Annotated in this window: 17 protein-coding genes and 1 pseudogene; 12 read left to right on the top strand and 6 right to left on the bottom strand. The window is 72.7% G+C overall.

The window, feature by feature from the left end; all coding sequences use genetic code 11:
- Positions 1 to 4: 4 nt before the first annotated feature.
- The gene (locus ACIBM5_RS22195) at positions 5 to 604 is read right to left on the bottom strand and encodes a Uma2 family endonuclease (protein ID WP_396008422.1); all 600 of its coding nucleotides are present in this window, start codon (positions 602 to 604) and stop codon (positions 5 to 7) included.
- Positions 605 to 759: 155 nt separating this feature from the next.
- On the opposite strand from ACIBM5_RS22195, the gene treY reads away from it, so the two are divergent.
- Both treY and treZ read left to right on the top strand, forming a co-directional pair.
- On the top strand, positions 760 to 3051 hold the full coding sequence (treY, locus tag ACIBM5_RS22200; RefSeq protein ID WP_396008423.1) for a malto-oligosyltrehalose synthase: 2292 nt from the start codon (positions 760 to 762) through the stop codon (positions 3049 to 3051).
- A gap of 99 nt (positions 3052 to 3150) precedes the next feature.
- Positions 3151 to 4911, top strand: a complete 1761-nt coding sequence (gene treZ / locus ACIBM5_RS22205; RefSeq protein ID WP_391584769.1) for a malto-oligosyltrehalose trehalohydrolase — start codon at positions 3151 to 3153, stop codon at positions 4909 to 4911.
- Between the two features lie 120 nt (positions 4912 to 5031).
- Here the strand turns inward: treZ and ACIBM5_RS22210 are convergent, their stop codons facing one another.
- The gene (locus ACIBM5_RS22210; RefSeq protein ID WP_391585139.1) at positions 5032 to 5850 is read right to left on the bottom strand and encodes a PPK2 family polyphosphate kinase; all 819 of its coding nucleotides are present in this window, start codon (positions 5848 to 5850) and stop codon (positions 5032 to 5034) included.
- A gap of 1021 nt (positions 5851 to 6871) precedes the next feature.
- Positions 6872 to 7918: a cell division protein ZapE gene (gene zapE, locus ACIBM5_RS22215; RefSeq protein WP_391584768.1), complete on the bottom strand. Its 1047-nt coding sequence runs from the start codon at positions 7916 to 7918 to the stop codon at positions 6872 to 6874.
- Between the two features lie 31 nt (positions 7919 to 7949).
- On the opposite strand from zapE, the gene ACIBM5_RS22220 reads away from it, so the two are divergent.
- From ACIBM5_RS22220 to ACIBM5_RS22250, 7 genes and pseudogenes are all read left to right on the top strand, one after another.
- A complete protein-coding gene (locus tag ACIBM5_RS22220; protein WP_391584767.1) occupies positions 7950 to 8690 on the top strand; it encodes a pyrimidine reductase family protein in 741 nt (246 codons plus the stop codon).
- A gap of 158 nt (positions 8691 to 8848) precedes the next feature.
- A complete protein-coding gene (locus ACIBM5_RS22225; RefSeq protein ID WP_396008424.1) occupies positions 8849 to 9325 on the top strand; it encodes an indole-3-glycerol phosphate synthase in 477 nt (158 codons plus the stop codon).
- A gap of 60 nt (positions 9326 to 9385) precedes the next feature.
- A complete protein-coding gene (gene murC, locus ACIBM5_RS22230; protein ID WP_391584765.1) occupies positions 9386 to 10810 on the top strand; it encodes a UDP-N-acetylmuramate--L-alanine ligase in 1425 nt (474 codons plus the stop codon).
- A gap of 85 nt (positions 10811 to 10895) precedes the next feature.
- Entirely contained in the window at positions 10896 to 11306 is a 411-nt protein-coding gene (msrB, locus tag ACIBM5_RS22235) for a peptide-methionine (R)-S-oxide reductase MsrB (protein WP_391584764.1), read from the top strand.
- Positions 11307 to 11389: 83 nt separating this feature from the next.
- Positions 11390 to 12271 (top strand): TIGR04222 domain-containing membrane protein, encoded by an 882-nt coding sequence (locus ACIBM5_RS22240; RefSeq protein ID WP_396008425.1) that lies wholly within the window; start codon positions 11390 to 11392, stop codon positions 12269 to 12271.
- A gap of 95 nt (positions 12272 to 12366) precedes the next feature.
- Positions 12367 to 13571 (top strand): annotated as a pseudogene (locus tag ACIBM5_RS22245) (DUF692 domain-containing protein).
- A 36-nt stretch (positions 13572 to 13607) separates the two neighbouring features.
- Positions 13608 to 14033 carry a hypothetical protein gene (locus ACIBM5_RS22250; RefSeq protein WP_396008426.1) on the top strand — a complete coding sequence of 142 codons (426 nt, stop codon included), beginning with the start codon at positions 13608 to 13610 and terminating at the stop codon, positions 14031 to 14033.
- Positions 14034 to 14106: 73 nt separating this feature from the next.
- Here ACIBM5_RS22250 and hemQ read toward each other — a convergent pair whose 3' ends face one another.
- A complete protein-coding gene (gene hemQ / locus ACIBM5_RS22255; RefSeq protein WP_396008427.1) occupies positions 14107 to 14904 on the bottom strand; it encodes a hydrogen peroxide-dependent heme synthase in 798 nt (265 codons plus the stop codon).
- A 30-nt stretch (positions 14905 to 14934) separates the two neighbouring features.
- Positions 14935 to 16371, bottom strand: a complete 1437-nt coding sequence (gene hemG / locus ACIBM5_RS22260; protein ID WP_396008428.1) for a protoporphyrinogen oxidase — start codon at positions 16369 to 16371, stop codon at positions 14935 to 14937.
- Positions 16372 to 16524: 153 nt separating this feature from the next.
- Between hemG and ACIBM5_RS22265 the strand changes: the two genes are divergently transcribed.
- Complete coding sequence (locus ACIBM5_RS22265; protein ID WP_396008429.1) at positions 16525 to 17520, top strand: DUF4349 domain-containing protein; 996 nt, start codon at positions 16525 to 16527, stop codon at positions 17518 to 17520.
- Positions 17521 to 17580: 60 nt separating this feature from the next.
- Here ACIBM5_RS22265 and hemE read toward each other — a convergent pair whose 3' ends face one another.
- Positions 17581 to 18645: a uroporphyrinogen decarboxylase gene (gene hemE, locus ACIBM5_RS22270; RefSeq protein ID WP_396008430.1), complete on the bottom strand. Its 1065-nt coding sequence runs from the start codon at positions 18643 to 18645 to the stop codon at positions 17581 to 17583.
- 93 nt (positions 18646 to 18738) lie between these two features.
- On the opposite strand from hemE, the gene ACIBM5_RS22275 reads away from it, so the two are divergent.
- On the top strand, positions 18739 to 19335 hold the full coding sequence (locus ACIBM5_RS22275) for a DUF3000 domain-containing protein (protein ID WP_391584757.1): 597 nt from the start codon (positions 18739 to 18741) through the stop codon (positions 19333 to 19335).
- A gap of 179 nt (positions 19336 to 19514) precedes the next feature.
- Entirely contained in the window at positions 19515 to 20183 is a 669-nt protein-coding gene (locus tag ACIBM5_RS22280) for a response regulator transcription factor (RefSeq protein WP_078974877.1), read from the top strand.
- Positions 20184 to 20318 lie beyond the last annotated feature (135 nt).

Below are 20318 nucleotides of genomic sequence, written 5' to 3' on the forward strand. Positions count from 1 at the left end.
CGCATCAGACGAGCAGCGAGGTGTCCAGGTCGGCGAACGGCTTGGGCATGGGAGCCGCGGTCCCGTAAGGAACCGTGGCCACGGCCGCGTAGCACCGCTTCTCGGGATCCGGCTCGTGGTGCACGACCAGCACCCGATTCTTGCGGTCCACGATGACGTAGACCGGGACACCGGCACCGGCGTAGGTCCGAAGCTTGGCGCCGAAGTCCCGGTCTCGCGTACTCGGCGAGGTGACCTCGACCACGAGCGCGAGCATGGCCAGGGGGAAGTAGTTGTCGTGTGCCCGGGCCCAAGCCCGGTCCATGTCGTCGGTCTCGCGGGCCTGCACATAGAGATCGGGGATGGCATACGGCCGGATGTCGTCACCGACCAACCCGGAGGAGAACTCCTTGGCCATGCCGACGCGTCCGACGTTCATGGCACGCAGCGAGTCCTCCAGTACTTCGATGTCGTCTCGATGCTCGGGCAGGGCCGGCGGCGTCACGTAGATCTCCCCTTCGACGCTCTCCACGCGGTAGCCCTCCGGCACGACGTCGGCGACAGCGGCCAGGACGTCCACCATCCGCTCCTCGGTCGCATGCCCACGCGATACGGCAGTCACCATGAGTCCCTTCGTAACACGGCCTCGCCTCCTACGAGGCTACCTCGGTGGCAATTGCCCGGAACGAGGGAATCCGCCGGTCGTGGCGAGGCGCGTCCGATCAGGTTTCACCACCCCGGCGGGTGGTAGTGCGCGGCCGTCCGGGGAAGCTAGTCCGCATGACCTCGTCGCCTGCTCACCTCCCCACCGGGACCTATCGGCTCCAGTTGCAGCCCGCCTTCGGGTTCGCCGACGCCGCCGCCGCCGTGCCCTACATCGCCTCGCTCGGGGTCAGTCACCTGCACCTGTCGCCCGTGCTGCAGGCCGTGCCCGGGTCCACCCACGGCTACGACGTGGTCGATCACTCGCGCGTGTCCGCCGACCTGGGCGGCGAGGACGGGCTGCGCGCGCTGGCCGGCTCCGCCGCCGCACACGGGCTGGGCATCGTGCTGGACATCGTGCCCAACCACATGGCCGTGCCCGCGCCCGAGTCGCTCAACCGGCCCCTGTGGCAGACCCTGCGGGAGGGGCCGGACTCGCCCTACGCCCGCTGGTTCGACATCGACTGGTCCCGACACGACGGCCGGGTGCTGCTGCCCGTGCTCGGCGGGCCGGTCGAGGAGGTCGCCGACGAGCTGATCGTGGACGGCGACGTGCTGCGCTACCACGAGCACGAGTTCCCGCTCCGGGCCGGCACCGACAAGCTCGCGCTCGACGAACTGCTGGCCGCCCAACACTTCGAACTCGCGCACTGGCGGCGTGCGGACAGCGAGCTGAACTACCGCCGCTTCTTCACCATCACCGGCCTGATCGCGCTGCGCCAGGAAGACGAGGAGGTCTTCGCGGCCACCCACGCGACCATTTTGCGACTGGTCGACGAGGGCCTGGTGCAGGGGCTGCGGATCGACCACCCGGACGGGCTCGCCGACCCGCGCGCCTACCTGGCCCGACTGCGCGCCGCGGCGCCGAACGCGTGGATCGTGGTGGAGAAGATCCTCGCCGCCGACGAACGCCTCCCCGCCGACTGGGCCTGCGACGGCACCACCGGATACGACGCACTGCGCCGGGTGGACAACCTGTTCGTCGACGCCGAGGGCGCCGAGCCGCTGCGCGCGCTGCACCGCGAGCAGACCGGCGTCCGGGAGGGCTTCGACTACCTCGTCCAGGAGGCCAAGGCCGAGGTGCTCGCGGGCGGCCTGGCCACCGAATTCGCCCGGCTGCGGCGCACCCTGGACCGGCTGGAACCGGTCGCGGGGGCCGGCGACATCGGCCGCGCACTGCCGCCGCTGCTGGCCGCCTTCCCCACCTACCGGCCCTACCCCGGCGGCGGCCCCGGCTCGATCGCGGCCATGGCACAGGCGCTGACCGGGGTGCCCGGCCAGGTTTCCGAGGCGGCCCGCGAGATCGCCGAACTCGCGCTCGCCGACGGCGAGTTCGGCACCCGCTTCGGCCAGGTGGCGGCGGCACTCGCGGCCAAGGGCGTCGAGGACCGCGCGTTCTACCGCTGGTACTCCTTGAGTTCGCTGAACGAGGTGGGCGGCGCGCCGGACTCGATCGGCCTGGACATCGCCGGCTTCCACGACGCGTGCGCACGCATGTCGCCGACCACGATGACCACGCTGAGCACCCACGACACCAAGCGCAGCGAGGACGTGCGGGCCCGGCTCGCGGTGCTGGCCGAGGTCCCCGAGGACTGGGCCGAACGGGTGCACACCTGGAACGACTGGTCCCGCCCGCACCGCTCCGAGTTCCGCTTCGGGCCGGACGGCTACGACACGTACCTGCTGTGGCAGACCCTGGTCGGCGCCTGGCCGCTGTCCGCCGACCGGGCCGTCGACTACCTGCGCAAGGCGATGCGCGAGGCGGCCCGGGCCACCACCTGGACCGACCCGAACCCCGACTACGAGGCGGCGAGCGAGGCGTTCGTGCGCGCCGTCCTGGCGGACGAGGAGCTCACGGCCGACATCGCGCAGTTCGTCACCGACCTGGATCGTCCGGCCCGGGCCGTCTCGCTCGGCGCCAAGCTGGTCCAGCTCACCATGCCGGGAGTCCCGGACGTGTACCAGGGCGGCGAGCTGGCGCTGTACACGCTGGTCGACCCGGACAACCGGGCCCCGGTCGACTTCGGCCGCGAGCACGGTCCGCTGGACGCGCTCAAATTCCGGGTCACCGGCGCCGCACTGCGGCTGCGCCGGGAGCATCCCGACTGGTTCACCGGCTCCTACACACCGCTGCTCGCCCGCGGCAAGGAGGCGCAGCACGCGATCGCGTTCGTCCGCGGCGACGAGGCGATCACCGTGGCCACCCTGCTGCCGGCCGGCCTCGCGGCCAAGGGCGGCTGGGGCGGCGCACTGTTGCCGCTGCCACCGGGCCGCTGGATCGACGCGCTGACCGGCAACCCGTACTCCGGGCAGGCCCGACTGCGGCACATCCTGGAGGACCTGCCGGTGGCCCTGCTCACCCGCGGCTGACCCGGCCGCACCGCACACTTCCCCGTTCCCGCGTCGTTCGCACCCGTTCCCGCACGTTCCCGGAAAGTCCCGCACGTTCCCGGAAAGGACACAACCATCGTGGTCAGGTTCGAGGTCTGGGCTCCGAAAGCGTCGTCCCTGGACGTCATCGTCGACGGCCGACGCAAGCCGATGCGGGACGCGAACCGACCAGGGTGGTGGCAGGCGGACGTACCGGCCGCGGTGCACGGGAGCGACTACGCGTTCGTGATCGACGGCAGCACACCGCTGCCCGACCCGCGCTCCCCGTGGCAACCGCAGGGTCCGGACGGCCCGAGCCGAGTGGTGGACCACACCGCGTACGCCTGGGCCGACCGGGCCTGGACCGGCCGGCCGCTGCCCGGCGCGGTGGTCTACGAGCTGCACATCGGCACCTTCACCGTCGAGGGCACCTTCGCGGCGGCGATCGAGCGCTTGGACCACCTGGTCGACCTGGGCATCACGCACGTCGAGGTGATGCCGGTGTCCGCCTTCCCGGGCAGGCACGGCTGGGGCTACGACGGCGTGTGCCCGTGGGCGGTGCACGAGCCGTACGGCGGCCCGGAGGGCCTCAAGCGCTTCGTGGACGCGTGCCACGGGCGCGGCCTGGGCGTGATCCTGGACGTGGTGCACAACCACCTGGGCCCCTCCGGCAACCATCTCCCGCGGTTCGGGCCCTACTTCACCGACCGCTACAAGACGCCGTGGGGTTCGGCGGTCAACCTGGACGGGCCCGGCTCCGACGAGGTCCGTGCCTACCTGGTCGGCAGCGCGCTGATGTGGCTGCGCGACTACCACGTGGACGGGCTGCGGCTGGACGCGGTGCACGCGCTCGCCGACAACCGCGCGGTGCCCTTTCTCGAGGAGTTGTCCGAGGCGGTGGACAAGCTCGCCGCGTCCAGTGGCCGGCCGCTGTTCCTGATCGCCGAATCGGACCTGAACGACCCCCGCGTGGTCACCCCGCGCGAAAGCGGCGGAATGGGCGTCCAGGCCCAGTGGAGCGATGACTTCCACCACGCGCTGCACTCGCTGCTCACCGGGGAACGACAGGGCTACTACGGCGACTTCGGATCGATGGGCACGCTCGCCAAGACGCTCACCCGGGTCTGGCTGCACGACGGCACCTGGTCCTCGTTCCGCGAGCGCACCCACGGACGCCCGGTGCCCGTCTCACGCATGCCCGCGTACCGCTTCCTGGGCTACCTGCAAACCCACGACCAGGTCGGCAACCGGGCCACCGGCGACCGCATCTCGGCCGCCCTGCCACCGGCGCTGCTGGCCGCGGGCGCGGCCCTGGTGCTCACCTCGCCGTTCACCCCGATGTTGTTCATGGGCGAGGAATGGGGCGCGTCCACGCCGTGGCAGTACTTCACCGACCACACCGACCCCGAACTGGCCGAGGCGGTACGCAACGGGCGCCGCGCCGAATTCGCCTCGCACGGGTGGGACGTCGCGCAGATCCCGGATCCGCAGTCGCCGCAGACGGTGCGCGACTCGTGTCTGGACTGGGACGAGCTCAAGGGCTCGCCGCACGCGGCGCTGCTGGCCTGGTACAAGCGGCTGATCGCGCTGCGCCGCGAATGGGAACACCTGACCGATCCGGACCTGACCCGGGTTCAGGTCAGCTTCGAGGAGACCGCCGGCTGGCTGATGGTGCACCGCGGCGCCTTCCGTACCGCGGTCAACCTGGCCGAGCAGCCCGCCACGCTGCCGATGGGCACCGGCGCGGCCGAGATCGTCGCGGCCTGGGACGACCGCGCGGAGATCCGCCGCGGCCTGGTCGGCACCACCCTGCGACTGCCCGCGACCTCGGTCGCGGTGGTCCGGGTGGGATCGCGCTGACCCCACCGCCCCGACCACGACTGCGGCGTCGAGCGCCGGACGAGTCGATCCGACCCGTCCGGCCGTCCGATCCGTCCGGCGTTCGGGGACGGGCACGGCCCAGGGGCCGTGCCCGCGTGCTCACGACTCCAGCAGCCGCTTGCGCTCCGCCTCGACGTCGAACGTCCCCGCCGGGTACCGGGGGTCCAACTCGGTGAGGTATTCGAGCAACAGCCGGCTGATCGCCCAGTTGCGATACCACTTGCGATCCGCCGGCACCACGTGCCAGGGCGCCGCGTCGGTGTCGCACTTCTCCAATGCGGCCTCGTAGGCCGCCCGATAGTCCGGCCACACCGAGCGCTCGTCGATGTCCGCCGGGTTGAACTTCCAGTGTTTGTCCGGGTTGTCCAGCCGGGCGAGGAGCCGTTCCTTCTGCTCCTCCGGGGAGATGTGCAGGAAGACCTTGACCACGCTCACCTCGTCCTTGGCCAGGCCCTGCTCGAAGCGGTTGATCCCGGCGTAGCGGCGCGACCACACCTGGCGCGGGACCAGATTGCGCACCCGTGCGATCAGCACGTCCTCGTAGTGCGAGCGATCGAACACGCCGATCAGACCGGGGCCCGGTACCTGGTTGCGGATCCGCCACAGGAAGGGATGCCCGAGCTCTTCCTCGGTCGGCGCCTTGAACGCGTGGATGTGGCAGCCGGACGGGTTGAACTGGCCGATCACGTGCTTGACCGTGCCGCCCTTGCCGGAGGTGTCCATGCCCTGGACCACCAGGAGCACCCGGCGGCGCGCACCACCGGCCACGGCCTGCGCGTACAGCTTCTCCTGGAGTTCGGCCAACCGCGGCCCCATCGCCTCGATGTCGGCGAGCGCGTCCGCCTTGTCGCCGCGGAAGCCGGGTGTGGCCCGCGGGTCGATCGCGGTCAGGTCGACGGGGCCGCCGGCCAACCGCAGCGCGGCCCGAACGGAGGGCTCGGCGGGCCCGGTGCGGTCGGGCGCTTCGGCGCTCGGTTCGGCGACCACCCGAAGCCGGGGCGGCCCGGACGCGACCTCGGGCTCCGGCTCGGGCGCCACTTCGGATCCCGGCGCCGGCTCCGGATCGCTCACGGCGGCCGGCTCGCTCGCGGCCGACGGGTCGGCGCCCTCTTCGGCGACCACGTCGAGGTCGAGGACTGCGACGTCGACGGCTTCGACCTCGACCCCGACAGCCTCGACCCGGACAGCCTCGACCTCGACGGTTTCGAGACCGAGCGCTTCGCCTTCGACCGTCTCTAGGCCCAGTGCCTGCGCCGCGGCCCGCTCCGCCTCGGCCCGCTCGGATGCGGTCTTCAGCGCCTTGGCGGCCTTCTTGTCCGCCTTCCCGGCTGCCTCGGCCTGCTCCGCGCGCAGCTCCCGCTCCGCCTTCAGCGCCTTCGCGGCCTTCTTGGCGCTCTTGGCGGCTTTCTCGGCCTTGGCGGCCTTCTCGGCCTTCTTGATCTTCTTGGCAGCCTTCTCAGCCTTGGCAGCCTTGGCAGCCTTCTCAGCCTTGGCAGCCTTCTCAGGCTTGGCAGCCTTCTCAGGCTTGGCAGCCTTCTCAGGCTTGGAAACCTTCTCAGGCTTGGAAACCTTCTCGGCTTTGGCGGCCTTCGCGGATTTCTCGGCCTTCCCAGCCTTGGCGGCGGCCTTCACGGCGTCCTTGGCAGCGGCCTTCGCGCCCGCCGTCTCGGCCGATGCCTCGCCCAGGCCCACCGGGGCTTGCCCCTTCGAGTCCCGGTCGGTCCTGCCTGCACTCTTGCGTTCGGCCTTCTTCGCCATACCGCTGCCTCCGCGTCGTCGGGACCCGGGTCCGATGATGCCGCACCCGAACACCGGTCGCCCACGGACAACGCCCGCACGGCACCCGGCCGATGCCGGCCGTACCGCGCCCGGGGCGGCCTTCGATCCCCCGCCCGAGCACCGCGACGCGGGATCGAGGACCCGCCCCCGGGCCGCCCGGTCAGCGGGTGGGTACGTGCTCCGCGCCGTCGCGGGCCATCGCCACCAGCCGCGAGACCGCCCGCAGGTACTTCTTGCGGTAGCCGCCGGCCAGCATCTCCTCGGTGAACAACTCGTCGAACGGCACACCCGAGGCCACGATCGGCAACTCGCGGTCGTACATCCGGTCCGCGAGCACCACCAGGCGCAGCGCGGTCGCCTGGTCCTGGACCGGTCGCACCCCGTGCCAGAAGATCCCGGTGACGCCGTCGAGCATGGCCCCGTACCGGCTGGGATGCACGGTCGCCAGGTGCCCGAGCAGCTCGGCGAAGTCGTCCAGCGCGGCGCCCTCGGGCGCGGCCGCGGCGGCCTTGCCGACCACGTCGTCGGCGATCGGCGTGGGGGCCGCGGGCAGGCCCCGGTGCCGGTAGTCCTCGCCGTCGATGCGCAGCGCCTCGAAGCGTGCGGACAGCCCCTGTATCTCGCGCATGAAGTCCTGCGCGGCGAACCGGCCCTCGCCGAGCTTGTCGGGCAGCGTGTTCGAGGTGGCGGCCAGCTTGACGCCCGCGTCGGCGAGCTTGCCGAGCAGCGTGGAGACCAGGACGGTGTCGCCCGGGTCGTCCAGCTCGAACTCGTCGATGCACAGGAGCCGGTGTCCGGACAGCGCCTCGACGGTCTGCCGAAAGCCCAGGGCGCCGACCAGGTTGGTCAGCTCGACGAACGTGCACAACGACTTGGGGCCGGGTGCGGCGTGCCACAGCGACGCGAGCAGGTGGGTCTTGCCGACGCCGTAGCCGCCGTCGAGGTAGATCCCGCTGGGGCCGGGCGCGCTCTCGCGGCGGAACCAGCGCCGCTTCCCGTTCCCGCCGTCCCCGTTCAGCTCGGCGGCGAACCGCTCCAGGCGCTGCACGGCCGCGGCCTGCCCGGGTTGGTTCGGATCCGGGATGTAGGTATCGAAGCGCACGTCGCCGAAGCGCGGCGGCGGAACCATCTCGGCGACGAGGCGGTCGGCGGGGACGCTGGGCTGACGCCGGGTGAGTGACACGACGTGGGCTACGGACACGATCATCAAGCCTACGACGCGTGCAAAACTCGGTCGCATGCGCCGTCTCCTTCCTGTGCCCAGCACCCCTGCCGAGCCCGACGTCGACCTCGTCGAGGCGTACGCCTATCCGCCGGACCGCACCTGGCTGCGGGCGAACATGGTGGCGAGCCTGGACGGCGCCGCGCAGGCGCCCGACGGCCTGTCCGCGGGACTGTCCTCACCGGCCGACAAACGCATCTTCGGGGTGCTGCGCGGGCTGGCCGACGTCGTGCTGGTGGGCGCGGCCACGGTCCGCCAGGAGGGCTACCGGCCGCCGAAGCCCAAGGCGGCCTACGCCGCCGCCCGCGCCGCCGCCGGGCAGCCGCCGGCGCCGGTGATCGCGATCGTCTCGCGCAGCCTGGCCCTCGACTTCACCACGCCGCTGTTCACCGAGGCGATCACCCCGACCATCGTGATCACCTGCGAGGATGCCGCCCCACAGGGCCTGGCGGCGGCCCGCGAGTACGGCGACGTGATCGTCGCCGGGCGGGACCGGGTCGACTTCGCGAGCGCCCTGGACGCCCTCGCGGCGCGCGGGCTGACCCGGCAGCTGACCGAGGGCGGCCCGCACGTGCTGGCCCAGATCGCCGCGTGTGGCCGCCTGGACGAGCTGTGCCTGACGCTGAGCCCGCTGCTGACCGCCGGCCCCGCCGACCGGATCCTGGCCGGCCCCACCCTCGTGGACGCGGTGCCGATGCGCCCGGTGTCGCTGCTGGAGGAGGACGGCTCGCTGTTCACCCGCTACGTGCGCTCGTAGGCATCGGGTCGGGTGTGCTCGTGGGCCCCGTCCGGAGCGCTCGCGAGGTCCGGCCGATCCCGGTGCCGCGCCCGGGAGTGGGAGGGTGGTCTCCCGGGCAGACAGGGCACGGACGCCCCGGCTCGGCGGTCGGATCATGTGGATCAAGGGAGTGTTGCGTGTACACGATCGTGCTGCTCATCGAAAAGGTCCTGAACGAGGCGGACGTCAAGTTCGTCACGAGCCTGCACGAAGGCGTCGAGACGTCCTTCGTGGTGGTCCTGCCGGGCAAGGCCGACCATCGCAAGCTGCTTCAGGCGCTGGACGACGTGGCCCTGGTGCGTCTGGACGAGGCCGCCGAGGACATCGAGGAGAAGCCCGGCCCGGACGACGGCGCGACCGCCGCCCGCCGCACGCTGGACGCGAGCGTCGCGGCGCTGCGCGCGAGCGGCGCGAACGCCGTCGGCGAGACCACCCCCGGCCGCGACCCGCTGGACACGCTCAAGCAGATCGTCGAGCGGCACGACGCGGACGAGGTGATCGTGCTCACCGACCCGCACTTCATCGAAGAGGTCTTCCACCGCGACTGGGCCTCGCGGGCCCGACAGAACGTGGGTGTCCCGGTGCTCAAGCTCTTCGCACACGACGTGAGCTGACACAATCGCGGGAGCCCGCGCCGAACCGCCCGGGTCCCACGATTCGAAGGAGCCCGCGTCATGGCACCCCCCGCCGAGCCCGTCGACCTCGGCAGCCCGTTCTTCGTCGGCATCGGTGGCGCCGGCATGTCCGGGCTCGCCAAGATCCTCGCGATTCGCGGGGCCCGGGTCTCCGGAAGCGACGCCAAGGACTCCACGCAGGTGCTCGCGCTGCGCCAGCTCGGCTGCACGGTGCACGTGGGCCACGACGCGGCCAACGTGGCCGAGGACGTGTCCTGCGTGGTCGTGTCGTCCGCGATCCGCACCGACAACCCCGAGCTGGTGCGCGCCCGCGAGCGCGGCATCCCGATCGTGCACCGCGCGGACGCGCTGGCCCGGCTGATGGACGGGCGCCGCTCGGTGGCCGTCGCCGGCACCCACGGCAAGACCACCACGACCAGCATGCTCGCGGTCGGCCTGACCTCGCTGGGTCTGGACCCGTCGTTCGCGATCGGCGCCGACCTCAACGAGGCGGGCAGCAACGCGCACCACGGCTCGGGCGACATCTTCGTGGCCGAGGCGGACGAGAGCGACCGCAGCTTCCACAAGTACGCGCCCGAGGTCGCCGTCGTCCTCAACGTCGAGTTGGACCACCACGCCAACTACGGCTCGCTCGACGACGTGTTGGAGGCGTTCGAGATCTTCGCCGCCCGGATCACCCCGGGCGGCACCCTGGTGTTGTCCGCCGACGACTCCGGCGCGGGCACCCTGCGCGAGCGGCTCGCGGATTCGCTGCCGGAGCTGCGCGTGGTCACCGTCGGCGAGCACGAGGACGCGGACCTGCGCCTGGTCGAGATCGAGTCGCTCGGTCTGGGCAGCCGGGTCACGGTGCGCGGCAAGGCCACCGGCGGCGACCTGGTGTTCACCGTCGCGGTTCCCGGTCGGCACAACGCCTCCAACGCGGTGATGGCGCTCGCGGTCGGCCTCGCGCTGGGCGTCGAGGCGCAGCGGATGGCCGAGGGCCTGGGCAAGTACCAGGGGGTCCGCCGCCGGTTCCAGCTCAAGGGCGAGGAGAGCGGCATCCGGGTGATCGACTCGTACGCGCACCACCCCACCGAGATCACCGCCGACCTGGCCACCGCGCGCGGTGCGGTGGGCGCGGGCCGGGTGATCGCGGTGTACCAGCCGCACCTGTTCAGCCGAACCCAGCAGTTGGGCGTGGAGATGGGCCGCGCGCTGGCCGCCGCCGACATCGCGGTTGTGATGGACATCTACGCCGCTCGCGAGGACCCGCAGCCGGGCGTGACCAGCAACATCATCGCGCACGCCGCGCTGGACAACGGCGGCCTGGTGCGCACCGAGCACAGCTGGTCCGACGTCGCCGGTTCGGTGGCCGCACTGGCCCGGCCCGGCGACCTGGTCCTGACCATGGGCGCGGGCGACGTCACCCTGCTCGGCCCGGAGATCCTGGACGCGATCCGCGACCGCGCCAACGCCCCGCGCTGAGCGCCGGTCGGCCCGGCCGACCACTCTGCGGTGCCGCGACGTCCCCGGGGGAACGTCGCGGCACCGTTGCGTGTTGGATGTGAACATGGCCTACGAAATCGAGAAGACCGACGACCAGTGGCGGGCCGAGTTGTCCCCCGAGGAGTTCCGGGTGCTGCGCCGGGCCGGCACCGAGCGCGCCTGGACGGGCGAGTACACCGAGACCAAGACGACCGGCGTCTACCGCTGTCGGGCGTGCAGCGCCGAGCTGTTCCGCTCGGACACCAAGTTCGACAGCCACTGCGGCTGGCCTTCCTTCTACGCACCGCTGGCCGAGGACCGGGTCGAGTACATCGAGGACTCGTCGATGGGGATGACCCGGGTCGAGGTGCGCTGCAAGAACTGCGGCTCGCACCTGGGTCACGTCTTCGAGGGCGAGGGCTACGGGACGCCGACCGACCAGCGCTACTGCATCAACTCCATCTCGCTGACCCTGGAACCCGACCCGCAGGGCTGACCGCGCACCCGCCAAACCTGCTCCGCGGCGGTGCGGCAAACCTCACATCAGGTCACGGGGGCGGTGTTCGTCCGCTATCCCTGATGTCCATGAATCCGTGGCTGCCACCCCTCGCGTACTCGGTCTGGACGGCGCTCGTGCTCGGCGTCGCCATCGGGTCCGCCCGGCGGGGCGGCAGCCGGGCGGACCGGCTGCACCCGGTGGAACTGGGCCCGGCCGAGTACGCGTTCGTGTCCGGCGGCGCGGCGCGCGCGGCGGACGTGTGCATCCTGCGCCTGATCGGCACGGGCTGCCTGCACGTGAGCCGGGACGGCCAGGTGGTCGGCGCCCGCACACCCGAGCCGGACACGGCGGCGGACGTGCCGCTGCGGGTGCTCGACGAGGAGTACGGCGGGCTGCCGCTGCGCGACCTGCGCACCCGGGTGGCCGCGTCGCCGGAGATCCAGCGGATCGGCACGGCGCTGCTCGCGGCCGGTCTGGTCGCCCGGCCGGACACGGGACCGCGCCGGGTGCCGCGCTGGGCGCTGTTCGCGACCATCCCACTGGGCGTGGCCACCGCCGTGGCGGGCTTCGTGACCGCCGACGACAAGGCGGCGAGCGCGCTGCCGTGGGTGGGTCTGCTGCTCGCGGTGATCGGCATCCAGGCGTGTGTCGCGGGCCTGCTGCTGCTCGGCGTGTTCGGCGAGCGGGTGGTGCCGACCGCGCCGATGATGCGCCGGCTGATCCGGCTGCGCCGCGACGAGGCGGCGGTGGCCGCGTTGGGCGCCGACGGGGTGGGCGCCGTCGCGCTGTGGGGCCTGGACCGCTTCCCCGACCCGGTGGTCAAGGAGATCTTCCGCCGCAACGCCCCCGCCCCGGGCAGCCGCGACCCGCGGTCCCCGTGGTGCGGCAGCACGTCCTGCGCGTCGCCCCAGGGTGCCCGAGCGGGCTCCTGCGGCGGCACGGCGGACGGCTGCGGCGGGTAGGTCCCGGGCCCGGTTGGGCGGATCCCGGTGGGCGGCGGACGAACCGAGGGAACTCCGCCTGTTTCGGTGGGGGTCGGGCCCGCCATGCTTGGCATATGCGGACAGCGGTGGGAATCGGATGGCGGCCGGAGATCGACCTGACGATCGAGCGCCTGGCCGGCGTCGACTTCGTCGAGGTGATCGCCGAGAACGTGTGCGTGGAGCACCTCCCGGAGTCGTTGCGCGTGCTGCGCGCGCGGGGCGTGCAGGTGATCCCGCACGGCGTGAGCCTCGGGCTCGCGGGCGCGGATCGGCCCGACCCGGCGCGCCTGGCCCGGCTGGCGGAAGTGGCCGACGCGCTGGGGTCGCCGCTGGTCAGCGAGCACCTCGCGTTCGTCCGGGCGGGCGGCATGGAGGCCGGCCACCTGCTGCCCGCGCCGATGACCCGGGACGCGCTCGAAGTGGTCGTGGAGAACGTACGGATCGCGCAGGAGTCGCTGCCGGTCCCGCTCGCCCTGGAGAACCCGGCGACGCTGCTGTCCTGGCCCGGCAACGAGATGAGCGAGGCGCGGTTCCTGACCGAGTTGGTGGAGCGCACCGGCGTCCGGCTGCTGATCGACGTGGCCAATCTGCACACCGAGCGGGTCAACCACGGCCTGGACCCGGCCGCCGCACTGGCCGAACTGCCCCTGGAGGCGGTCGAGTACGTGCACGTCGCCGGCGGCGTCGAGCGCGACGGCCTGTGGCACGACACGCACGCGCACCCGGTGACCGCGCCGGTCCTGGAGGTGCTGGAGATGTTGTGCGCGCTGCGCCGCCCGCCGCGGGTGCTGCTGGAGCGCGACACCGACTTCCCGTCCGCCGGCGAGATGGCCGCCGAACTGGCCGCGATCCGCGCGGTGGTCACCCGCACGGCGGTGCGCTCGTGAGCGCGCGCGAGCGGCTGGCCCGGCAGCAGGGCGAGTTGCTCGCGGCGCTGGTGGCGGGCGGGCCGACGCCGCCCGGTTTCGACCCGGCGCGAGTGCGCGTCCAGGCCCGGGCGCTGGCCGCCAAGCGGCGGGACTCGGCGCTGCGCGCGGTGCCCGAGCTGGCGACGGCCCTGGGGCCGCGCTGGCCGGGCGAGTTCATGACGTGGGCCCTGGTGCACCCGAAGCCGGCGGACGGTGGCACCCGTGCGGACGTGCACGCCTTCGCGGCCCATCTGTGGGAGCGCGACGCGCTGCCGGCCGAGCTGGCCGAGGTGTTCATGCCGCGCGAGCCGTCCTGGTGGGGGCGGTTGCGGGCGCGGCTCGGGCGTCGCCCGTGGACGCGCGACCGGTAGGTACGGGCAGGGGATCACACACAGGGGGTGGGTGGCATGACCTGGTTCATGGTGGTTCCGTTGGTCATCGCGGGAGCGGGCGCGCTGGTGGGGAGCCTGAGCGTCCGGGCGACCCGACGGCGGATGCGGCGCACGTTCGGCCGGCCGTACGGGCCCGGCGGATGGCCGCCCGGCGGCCCGCCGTTCGGCCCCACCCCGGGCTCCGGCCCGCCTTCCGACCAGTGGCTGCCGGGCACGCCCCCGTTCGACGGATACGGCCCGCACCACACGCACGGACACCACTCGCCCGGCCCCGACTGGCAGGGGCACCACGGCCACCACGCCTCGTGCGGCGGCAACTCCTCGTGCGGCGGTGGCGGGGGCTCGTCCTGTTCGAGCGGTTCCTCGTGTTCGAGCGGCTCGTCCTGTTCGAGCGGCTCCTCGTGTTCCAGCGGCTCGTCCTGTTCGAGCAGCTCGTCCTAGAAGGTGCGGGCCCGGGTTCCGGCGCCCCGAGGCGGTCGGCCCGATCGTGGTCCGACCGCCTCGCGGGGACGACTCAGACCAGCCCGGCCAGCAGCTCGCCGACCGGACGCCGGCGACCGGTGTAGAACGGCACTTCCTCACGCACGTGCCGGCGGGTCTCCGAGCCGCGCAGGTGCCGCATCAGGTCGACGATGCGGTGCAGCTCGTCGGCCTCGAAGGCGAGGATCCACTCGTAGTCGCCGAGCGCGAACGAGGGCACCGTGTTCGCCCGCACGTCCGGGAAGCCGCGCGCCATCCTGCCGTGCTCGGCGAGCAGCCGCCGACGCTCGGCGTCGTCGAGCAGGTACCACTCGAACGAGCGCACGAAGGGGTAGACCGCGACGTAGTCGCGCGGGGTCTCCTCGGCCAGGAACGCGGGGATGTGGCTCTTGTTGAACTCCGCCGGGCGATGCAGCGCCATGTTCGACCACACCGGCTCCAGCAGTCGGCCCAGGCCGGTGCGGCGGAAGCGGTTGTACGCCTCCTGGAGCGCGTCCGAGTCCTCGGCGTGCCACCAGATCATGATGTCCGCGTCGGCCCGCAGCCCCGAGACGTCGTAGGTGCCGCGCACCACGACGTCCTCGTCCAGCAGCTGCTCGAACAATTGCTCGACCTCGCCCGCCAGGCCGGCCCGCTCACCGGGCAGCGGTTCACGGAGCCGGAAGACCGACCACATCGTGTACCTGATCACCTGGTTGAGGTCGCGAGCCTTGGGGCGCGCCGGCGTAGGTCGGCCTTCGGTCCCCGGGACGTCCTCGTCGAGAGCGTTGTCGATCACGGCTGCTGCGGCGTCGACCGGATCCGGGGTGTTCTCCGCGGTGCTTTGCGTCATGGGTCGATTCTCCCTCCCCCCTCCCCGCCGTCAGCGCACGGGGCGCGCAAGCGGGTCGGCGAGCTGCGCCAACACGTCCGCCGCCGCGCTCGTCGCGCTCGCCACGCACGCCGGGATGCCGACTCCCTCGTAGACCGCGCCGCACACCGCCAGCCGGGGCAGCCGCTCGATCGCGTCGCGCACACAGGCGATCCGGCCCGGATGGCCGACCGCGTACTGCGGCAGCCCGCCACCCCAACGGGTGACCCTCGTGTCGATCGGCTCGGCGCTCAACCCGACCGCGTCCCTCAGGTCGGCGAGCGAGTCGGCGACCAGGTCCGCGTCCTCGCGCTGCAACACCGCCTCCTCGCCGGCGCGCCCGAGCGAGGTGCGCAGCACGAACGTGTCCGGGTCGGCGTCGGCGAGCCAGCCCCACTTGTTGGACGCGAACGTGCTCGCCTTGATCCGCCGGCCGTCGATCGGCGGCACCAGGAACCCGCTGCCGGCGGGCACCCGTGCCAGGTCGGCGCGGCGGAACGCGAGGGTGACCAGGGCCATTCCCGCGTACTCGATCGAGGACAGTTCGACCGCGGCGACCGTGGAGTGCGGGCGCAGCAACCGGGCTGCGGGCGCCGCCGGTACCGCGAGCACCACCGCGTCCGCCTCGATCGGGGACGGCGCGTTCGTCGGTCCGGTGACCAGCCGCCAGCCGGTGGGCGTGCGCTCCAGTTCGCGCACCGTGCTCCGGGTCCTGATCTCGCCGCGCCCGGTCGCCACCACCGCGCCCGCGACGGCGAGCGGCAGCCGCCCGACCCCGCCGCGGATGCCCATGAACACCGGCCCGCCCGGCCGCTCGGCGGCCCGCTCCAGCAGTTTGCGCACGCCCGCGACCAGCGACCCGCCGGCGCGCGCGATCGGCAGCAGCTGCGGGACCGCCGCGGCGAGCGAGATGTCGTAGGCGTTGCCCGCGTACACCCCGCCCAGCAGTGGCTCGACCAGCCGGTCGACCACCTCGTGGCCGACCCGCTCGGCGACATAGCGGCCCACCGACACGTCGTCGGCGTAGCGGTGCGGCGCGAGCGCGTGGTCCAGCGGGATCCGGGCCAGGCCCGCCGCCGACAACACCCCGCTCGCCGCGAGCGGTTCCAGGTCGCCGGGCACGCCCATGACGTGGCCGCGCGGCATCGGCCGCAGCGCACCGCGGGTCCACAACGACGCGCTCGCGGTGGTCGGCGGCTGGAGGTCCGCGGCCAAGCCGACCTCGCGCGCGAGGTCGATCGACTCGCTGCGCCGGGCAAGCATCGACTCGGCGCCCTCGTCGACCGCGACGCCCGCGATCGTGCCGGCGTGCAGCTTGCCGCCGATCCGGGCGGAGCCTTCGAGCACCGTGACGGTGAGCCGCGGATCGCCGTCCCGAAGCAGGATCCAGGCGGCCGTGAGACCGGCGATTCCGCCGCCTACGACGACGACATGACGACCTTTTTCCACCGGCGAACTGTCCACACCGCACCTTCTCACGAGCACCACCCGCGGATCGGAACCGGCCACGCGCCGGCGCCGTCCCATCATCGACTTCGAGGGGGGAACGAAATGGGCGCACGACACGCGAGACGACGTACGAGCCTGACACTCGCGACCGCCGTGGCCGCGGTGCTCGCGGTGGGCGGGTGCAGCGGCGACGGCTCGGGCGACAAGGATCGATCCGGATCCGGAGCGAACCCGGCGGCCGCCGCACCCGCGGCCCCCGCGACACCCGGCACCAAGACCGGCCCGAGCGCGGCCGTGGACCCGGCCGCCGGACAGCGCAAGGTGGTGCTGACCGGCGAACTGCGCGTACGGGTGCCCGACCTCGACCGCGCCACCGGCGACGCGCAGGGCGTGGCCCGGGCACGCGGCGGACTGGTCACCGACGAACGCACCACCCGCTCGACCGAGCAGGAGGCGAACCGGGCGGGCGCCGCGACCACCACACTCACCCTCAAGGTCCCGCCGACCGAGTTCGACCGGGCGTTGGACGAGTTGAGCCGGATCGGCAGGGTGCTCAACCGACAGCGCACCGCCAAGGACGTCACCGACGAGGTCGTGGACGTGGACAGCCGGATCGCCTCACAGCGCCGCAGTGTGGAGCGCACCCGGCAACTGATGGACAAGGCCGCGACGATCGCCGACATCGTCACCCTGGAGGGCGAGCTGACCCGCCGCGAGGCGGACCTGGAGTCGCTGCTGAAGCGGCAGCAGGCGCTCACCGCGCAGACCGACCTGTCGACGATCACGATCACGATCACCACCGACCCCGAACGGACGGCGGACCGACACAGGGACGACGACGGTTTCGCCGGCGCCATCGGCGACGCGTGGTCGGCGGGTTGGCACGGCCTCGCCGGCACCGGCCGGGTGATCGCGATCGTACTGGCGGCGATCTTCCCGTTCGCGCTGATCCTGATCCTCGTGTGGCTGATCGACCGCTTCACGGGCCGCCGACTGCGCCGGTTGCGCCGCTCGCGCCCGACGCGCCGCACCCGACCGCCGGTGCCGATCCGGTTCGGCCCGACCGCACCGCACCCGCCGACCGGCGCCACCGAAACCTCGCCGCCGACCGGCACCACCTCGCACGAGCCGCCGAGCCCGCAGCCGTAACCGGCCGCAAGCGCCGGCCGAGCCCGCCCGCGGCCCGGCCGGCGCCCGACGTCGGGGGCTCTATCGCGCGCCGGCCTCGTGCACGTGCGCCACGATCCGGGTGAGCACCTCGGGGTCGGTGTTGGGCAGCACGCCGTGGCCGAGGTTGAAGATGTGCCCCTCGGCGGCGCGACCGGCGGCCAGCACCTCGTCGGTCTTGGCCCGCACCGCCTCCCACGGCGCGAACACCGCGGCCGAGTCCAGGTTGCCCTGGAGCGCCTTGCCCGGCCCCACCCGGGTCGCCGCCACGTCCAGCGGGATCCGCCAGTCGACGCCGACCACGTCCGCGCCGGCCTCGCCGAACATGTGCAGCAGTTCCCCGGTGCCCACGCCGAAGTGGATCCGCGGCACGCCGTAGTGCTCGACCGAGGCCAGCACCTTCGTACTGGCCGGCAGCACCGACGCCCGGTAGTCGGCGGCGGAGAGCGCGCCGGCCCACGAGTCGAACAGCTGGACCGCCGACGCGCCCGCCTCGATCTGCACCTTCAAGAACGCCGAGGTGATCTGCGCGAGCCGGTCCACCAGGTCCGCCCACAGCTGCGGGTCGCCGTACATCAGCGCCTTGGTGCGCTCGTGGTTCTTCGACGGGCCGCCCTCGACCAGGTAGCTCGCCAGGGTGAACGGCGCCCCCGCGAAGCCGATCAGCGGGGTGCCGCCGAGCTCGCGGACGAGGAGGCCGACCGCCTCGGTGATGTAGGGGACGTCCTCCGGCGTCAGATCGCGCAGCTGGGCGAGGTCGGCACGCGAGCGGATCGGGTTCGCCACCACCGGGCCGACCCCGGGCTTGATGTCCAGGTCGATGCCGATCGCCTTGAGCGGGACGACGATGTCGCTGAAGAAGATGGCCGCGTCCACGCCGTGCCGGCGCACGGGCTGGAGGGTGATCTCGGTGACCAGATCCGGCCGCATGCACGATTCGAGCATCGCGGTGCCCTCGCGCAGCTTGCGGTATTCGGGCAGCGAACGACCCGCCTGGCGCATGAACCACACCGGGGTGTGCGGTACGGGTTCACGTCGGCAGGCCCGCAGGAAGGCCGAGTCTCGGACGGTGGCGTGCGGAAGGCTCGTTTCGGTCACATCCGCCATGGTCCCAGACGCACCCGGACGGCCCAGACCGAGCACCCCCGTCCGGCGCGTCGCCCGGGCCTGGCGACCCCGGCGCGGCCTAGGCTGCCAGGCATGGCAGCAGTCGGCGAGACCGAGGAGCCCGAGGAGTTCCGGCAGGCGCTGGCCGGATGGCGGGCCGCGATCCTGCGCCCGGAGATCGTGCTGGAGGAGATGTCCCGACCACGCGGCCTGGCCCCCTTCTCGGCAGCGTTCGCGGCCGAGGTGGCCCTGGGCGAGGACGAGGACGAACTGGCGGGCGGCCGGATCGTGCTGCTGCACGACCCGGCGGGCCACGAGGCCTGGGAGGGGACGTTTCGCGTGGTGACCATGACGCGCGCCGAACTCGAACCCGAACTGGCGATGGACCCGCTGCTGCCCGAGGTCGGTTGGACCTGGCTGACCGAGTCGCTGCACGCGGTCGGCGCCGCCTATCGGGCGCCCAGCGGCACCGTCAGCCGCAGTACCTCGCAGGGTTTCGGCGGACTCTCCGGGCAGATCGCCCGGACCGAGATCGAGGTCCGGGCATCGTGGACGCCGGCCGACGACGAGTTGCTCCCGCATCTGCTGGCATGGACCGAACTCATGTGCACATGCGCGGGTTTGCCGCCGGTGGTCTCCGGCGAAGGGGTCGTCGCCATACCGCGTCGGCCCTCGCGACCCGGCTCCTGACACGCCGGGTCGGCGCTGCGAGACGTCACGGTCACACACCCGGGTCAAACTCGCATAACGGATTTGGATCTTCCTCTAAAGGCCGGCGCCATATGTGCCGAAGGACAGGGTGACCACCCCGAAGGAGTAGCTGGTCGGGCCGCTTCTTCGGGAATCGCGATCACTGCGCAGGAGGCCCGGTGTCGGTACTTCTCGATCACCCTGCAAACCTGCTTGCCTACCGTCCTTCCAAGCCCACGGCAATGGTTGTCGTCGCGGACCCCCGGGTTCGCGACGCGGTCATCCGCCACCTGTGGGCCCTCGGTGTGCGCGACGTCGTCGGGGCGTCGACCATCGCCGAGGCTCGATCCCGTGCCGGCACGCCGCGCGACCTCTGTGTCGCCGACGTGCACCTGCCGGACGGCTCCGGACTCACGCTTCTCACCGAGATGCGCGCGTCCGGTTGGCCGAACGGCTTGGCACTCTCCGCAGCCGACGACATCGGTGCCGTTCGTTCCGCGCTTGCCGCGGGCGTTCGAGGCTATGTCGTGACCGGCGCGCGAGCGGGACTGAACCCTGGACACGCACGGCAAGCGGGAATGCACCACGGGATGCCCCAGGCAAACCGCATGCGTCCGTCGGAACAGCGCGGGACGGAGCCCGGCTCCGGCGTCCGGGAGCTTTCGGCGCGCGAGATCGAGGTCCTGCGCCTCGTCGCGGAGGGCCGGTCCAACAAGGCGATCGGCCAGGCGATGGGCCTGTCGGCGCTGACCGTCAAGAGCCATCTCGCCCGCATCGCCCGCAAGATGGGCACGGGCGACCGTGCCGGCATGGTGGCCCTCGCATTGCGGGCAGGCATCATCAGCTGACGCAGGTCGGCTGGGCATCAGGACACCTCATCAGGTAGAGCCGAATCCCGGCGGGTGGACCCACCCGCCGGGATTCGGCATGTCCGGACCCGGTTCGGCGCGGGTCGGGTCCGCGGCGGAGCGAGGCGGCACGAG

Origin of the sequence: Embleya sp. NPDC050493 (assembly GCF_044458105.1) — a bacterium.
Taxonomy (GTDB): domain Bacteria; phylum Actinomycetota; class Actinomycetes; order Streptomycetales; family Streptomycetaceae; genus Embleya.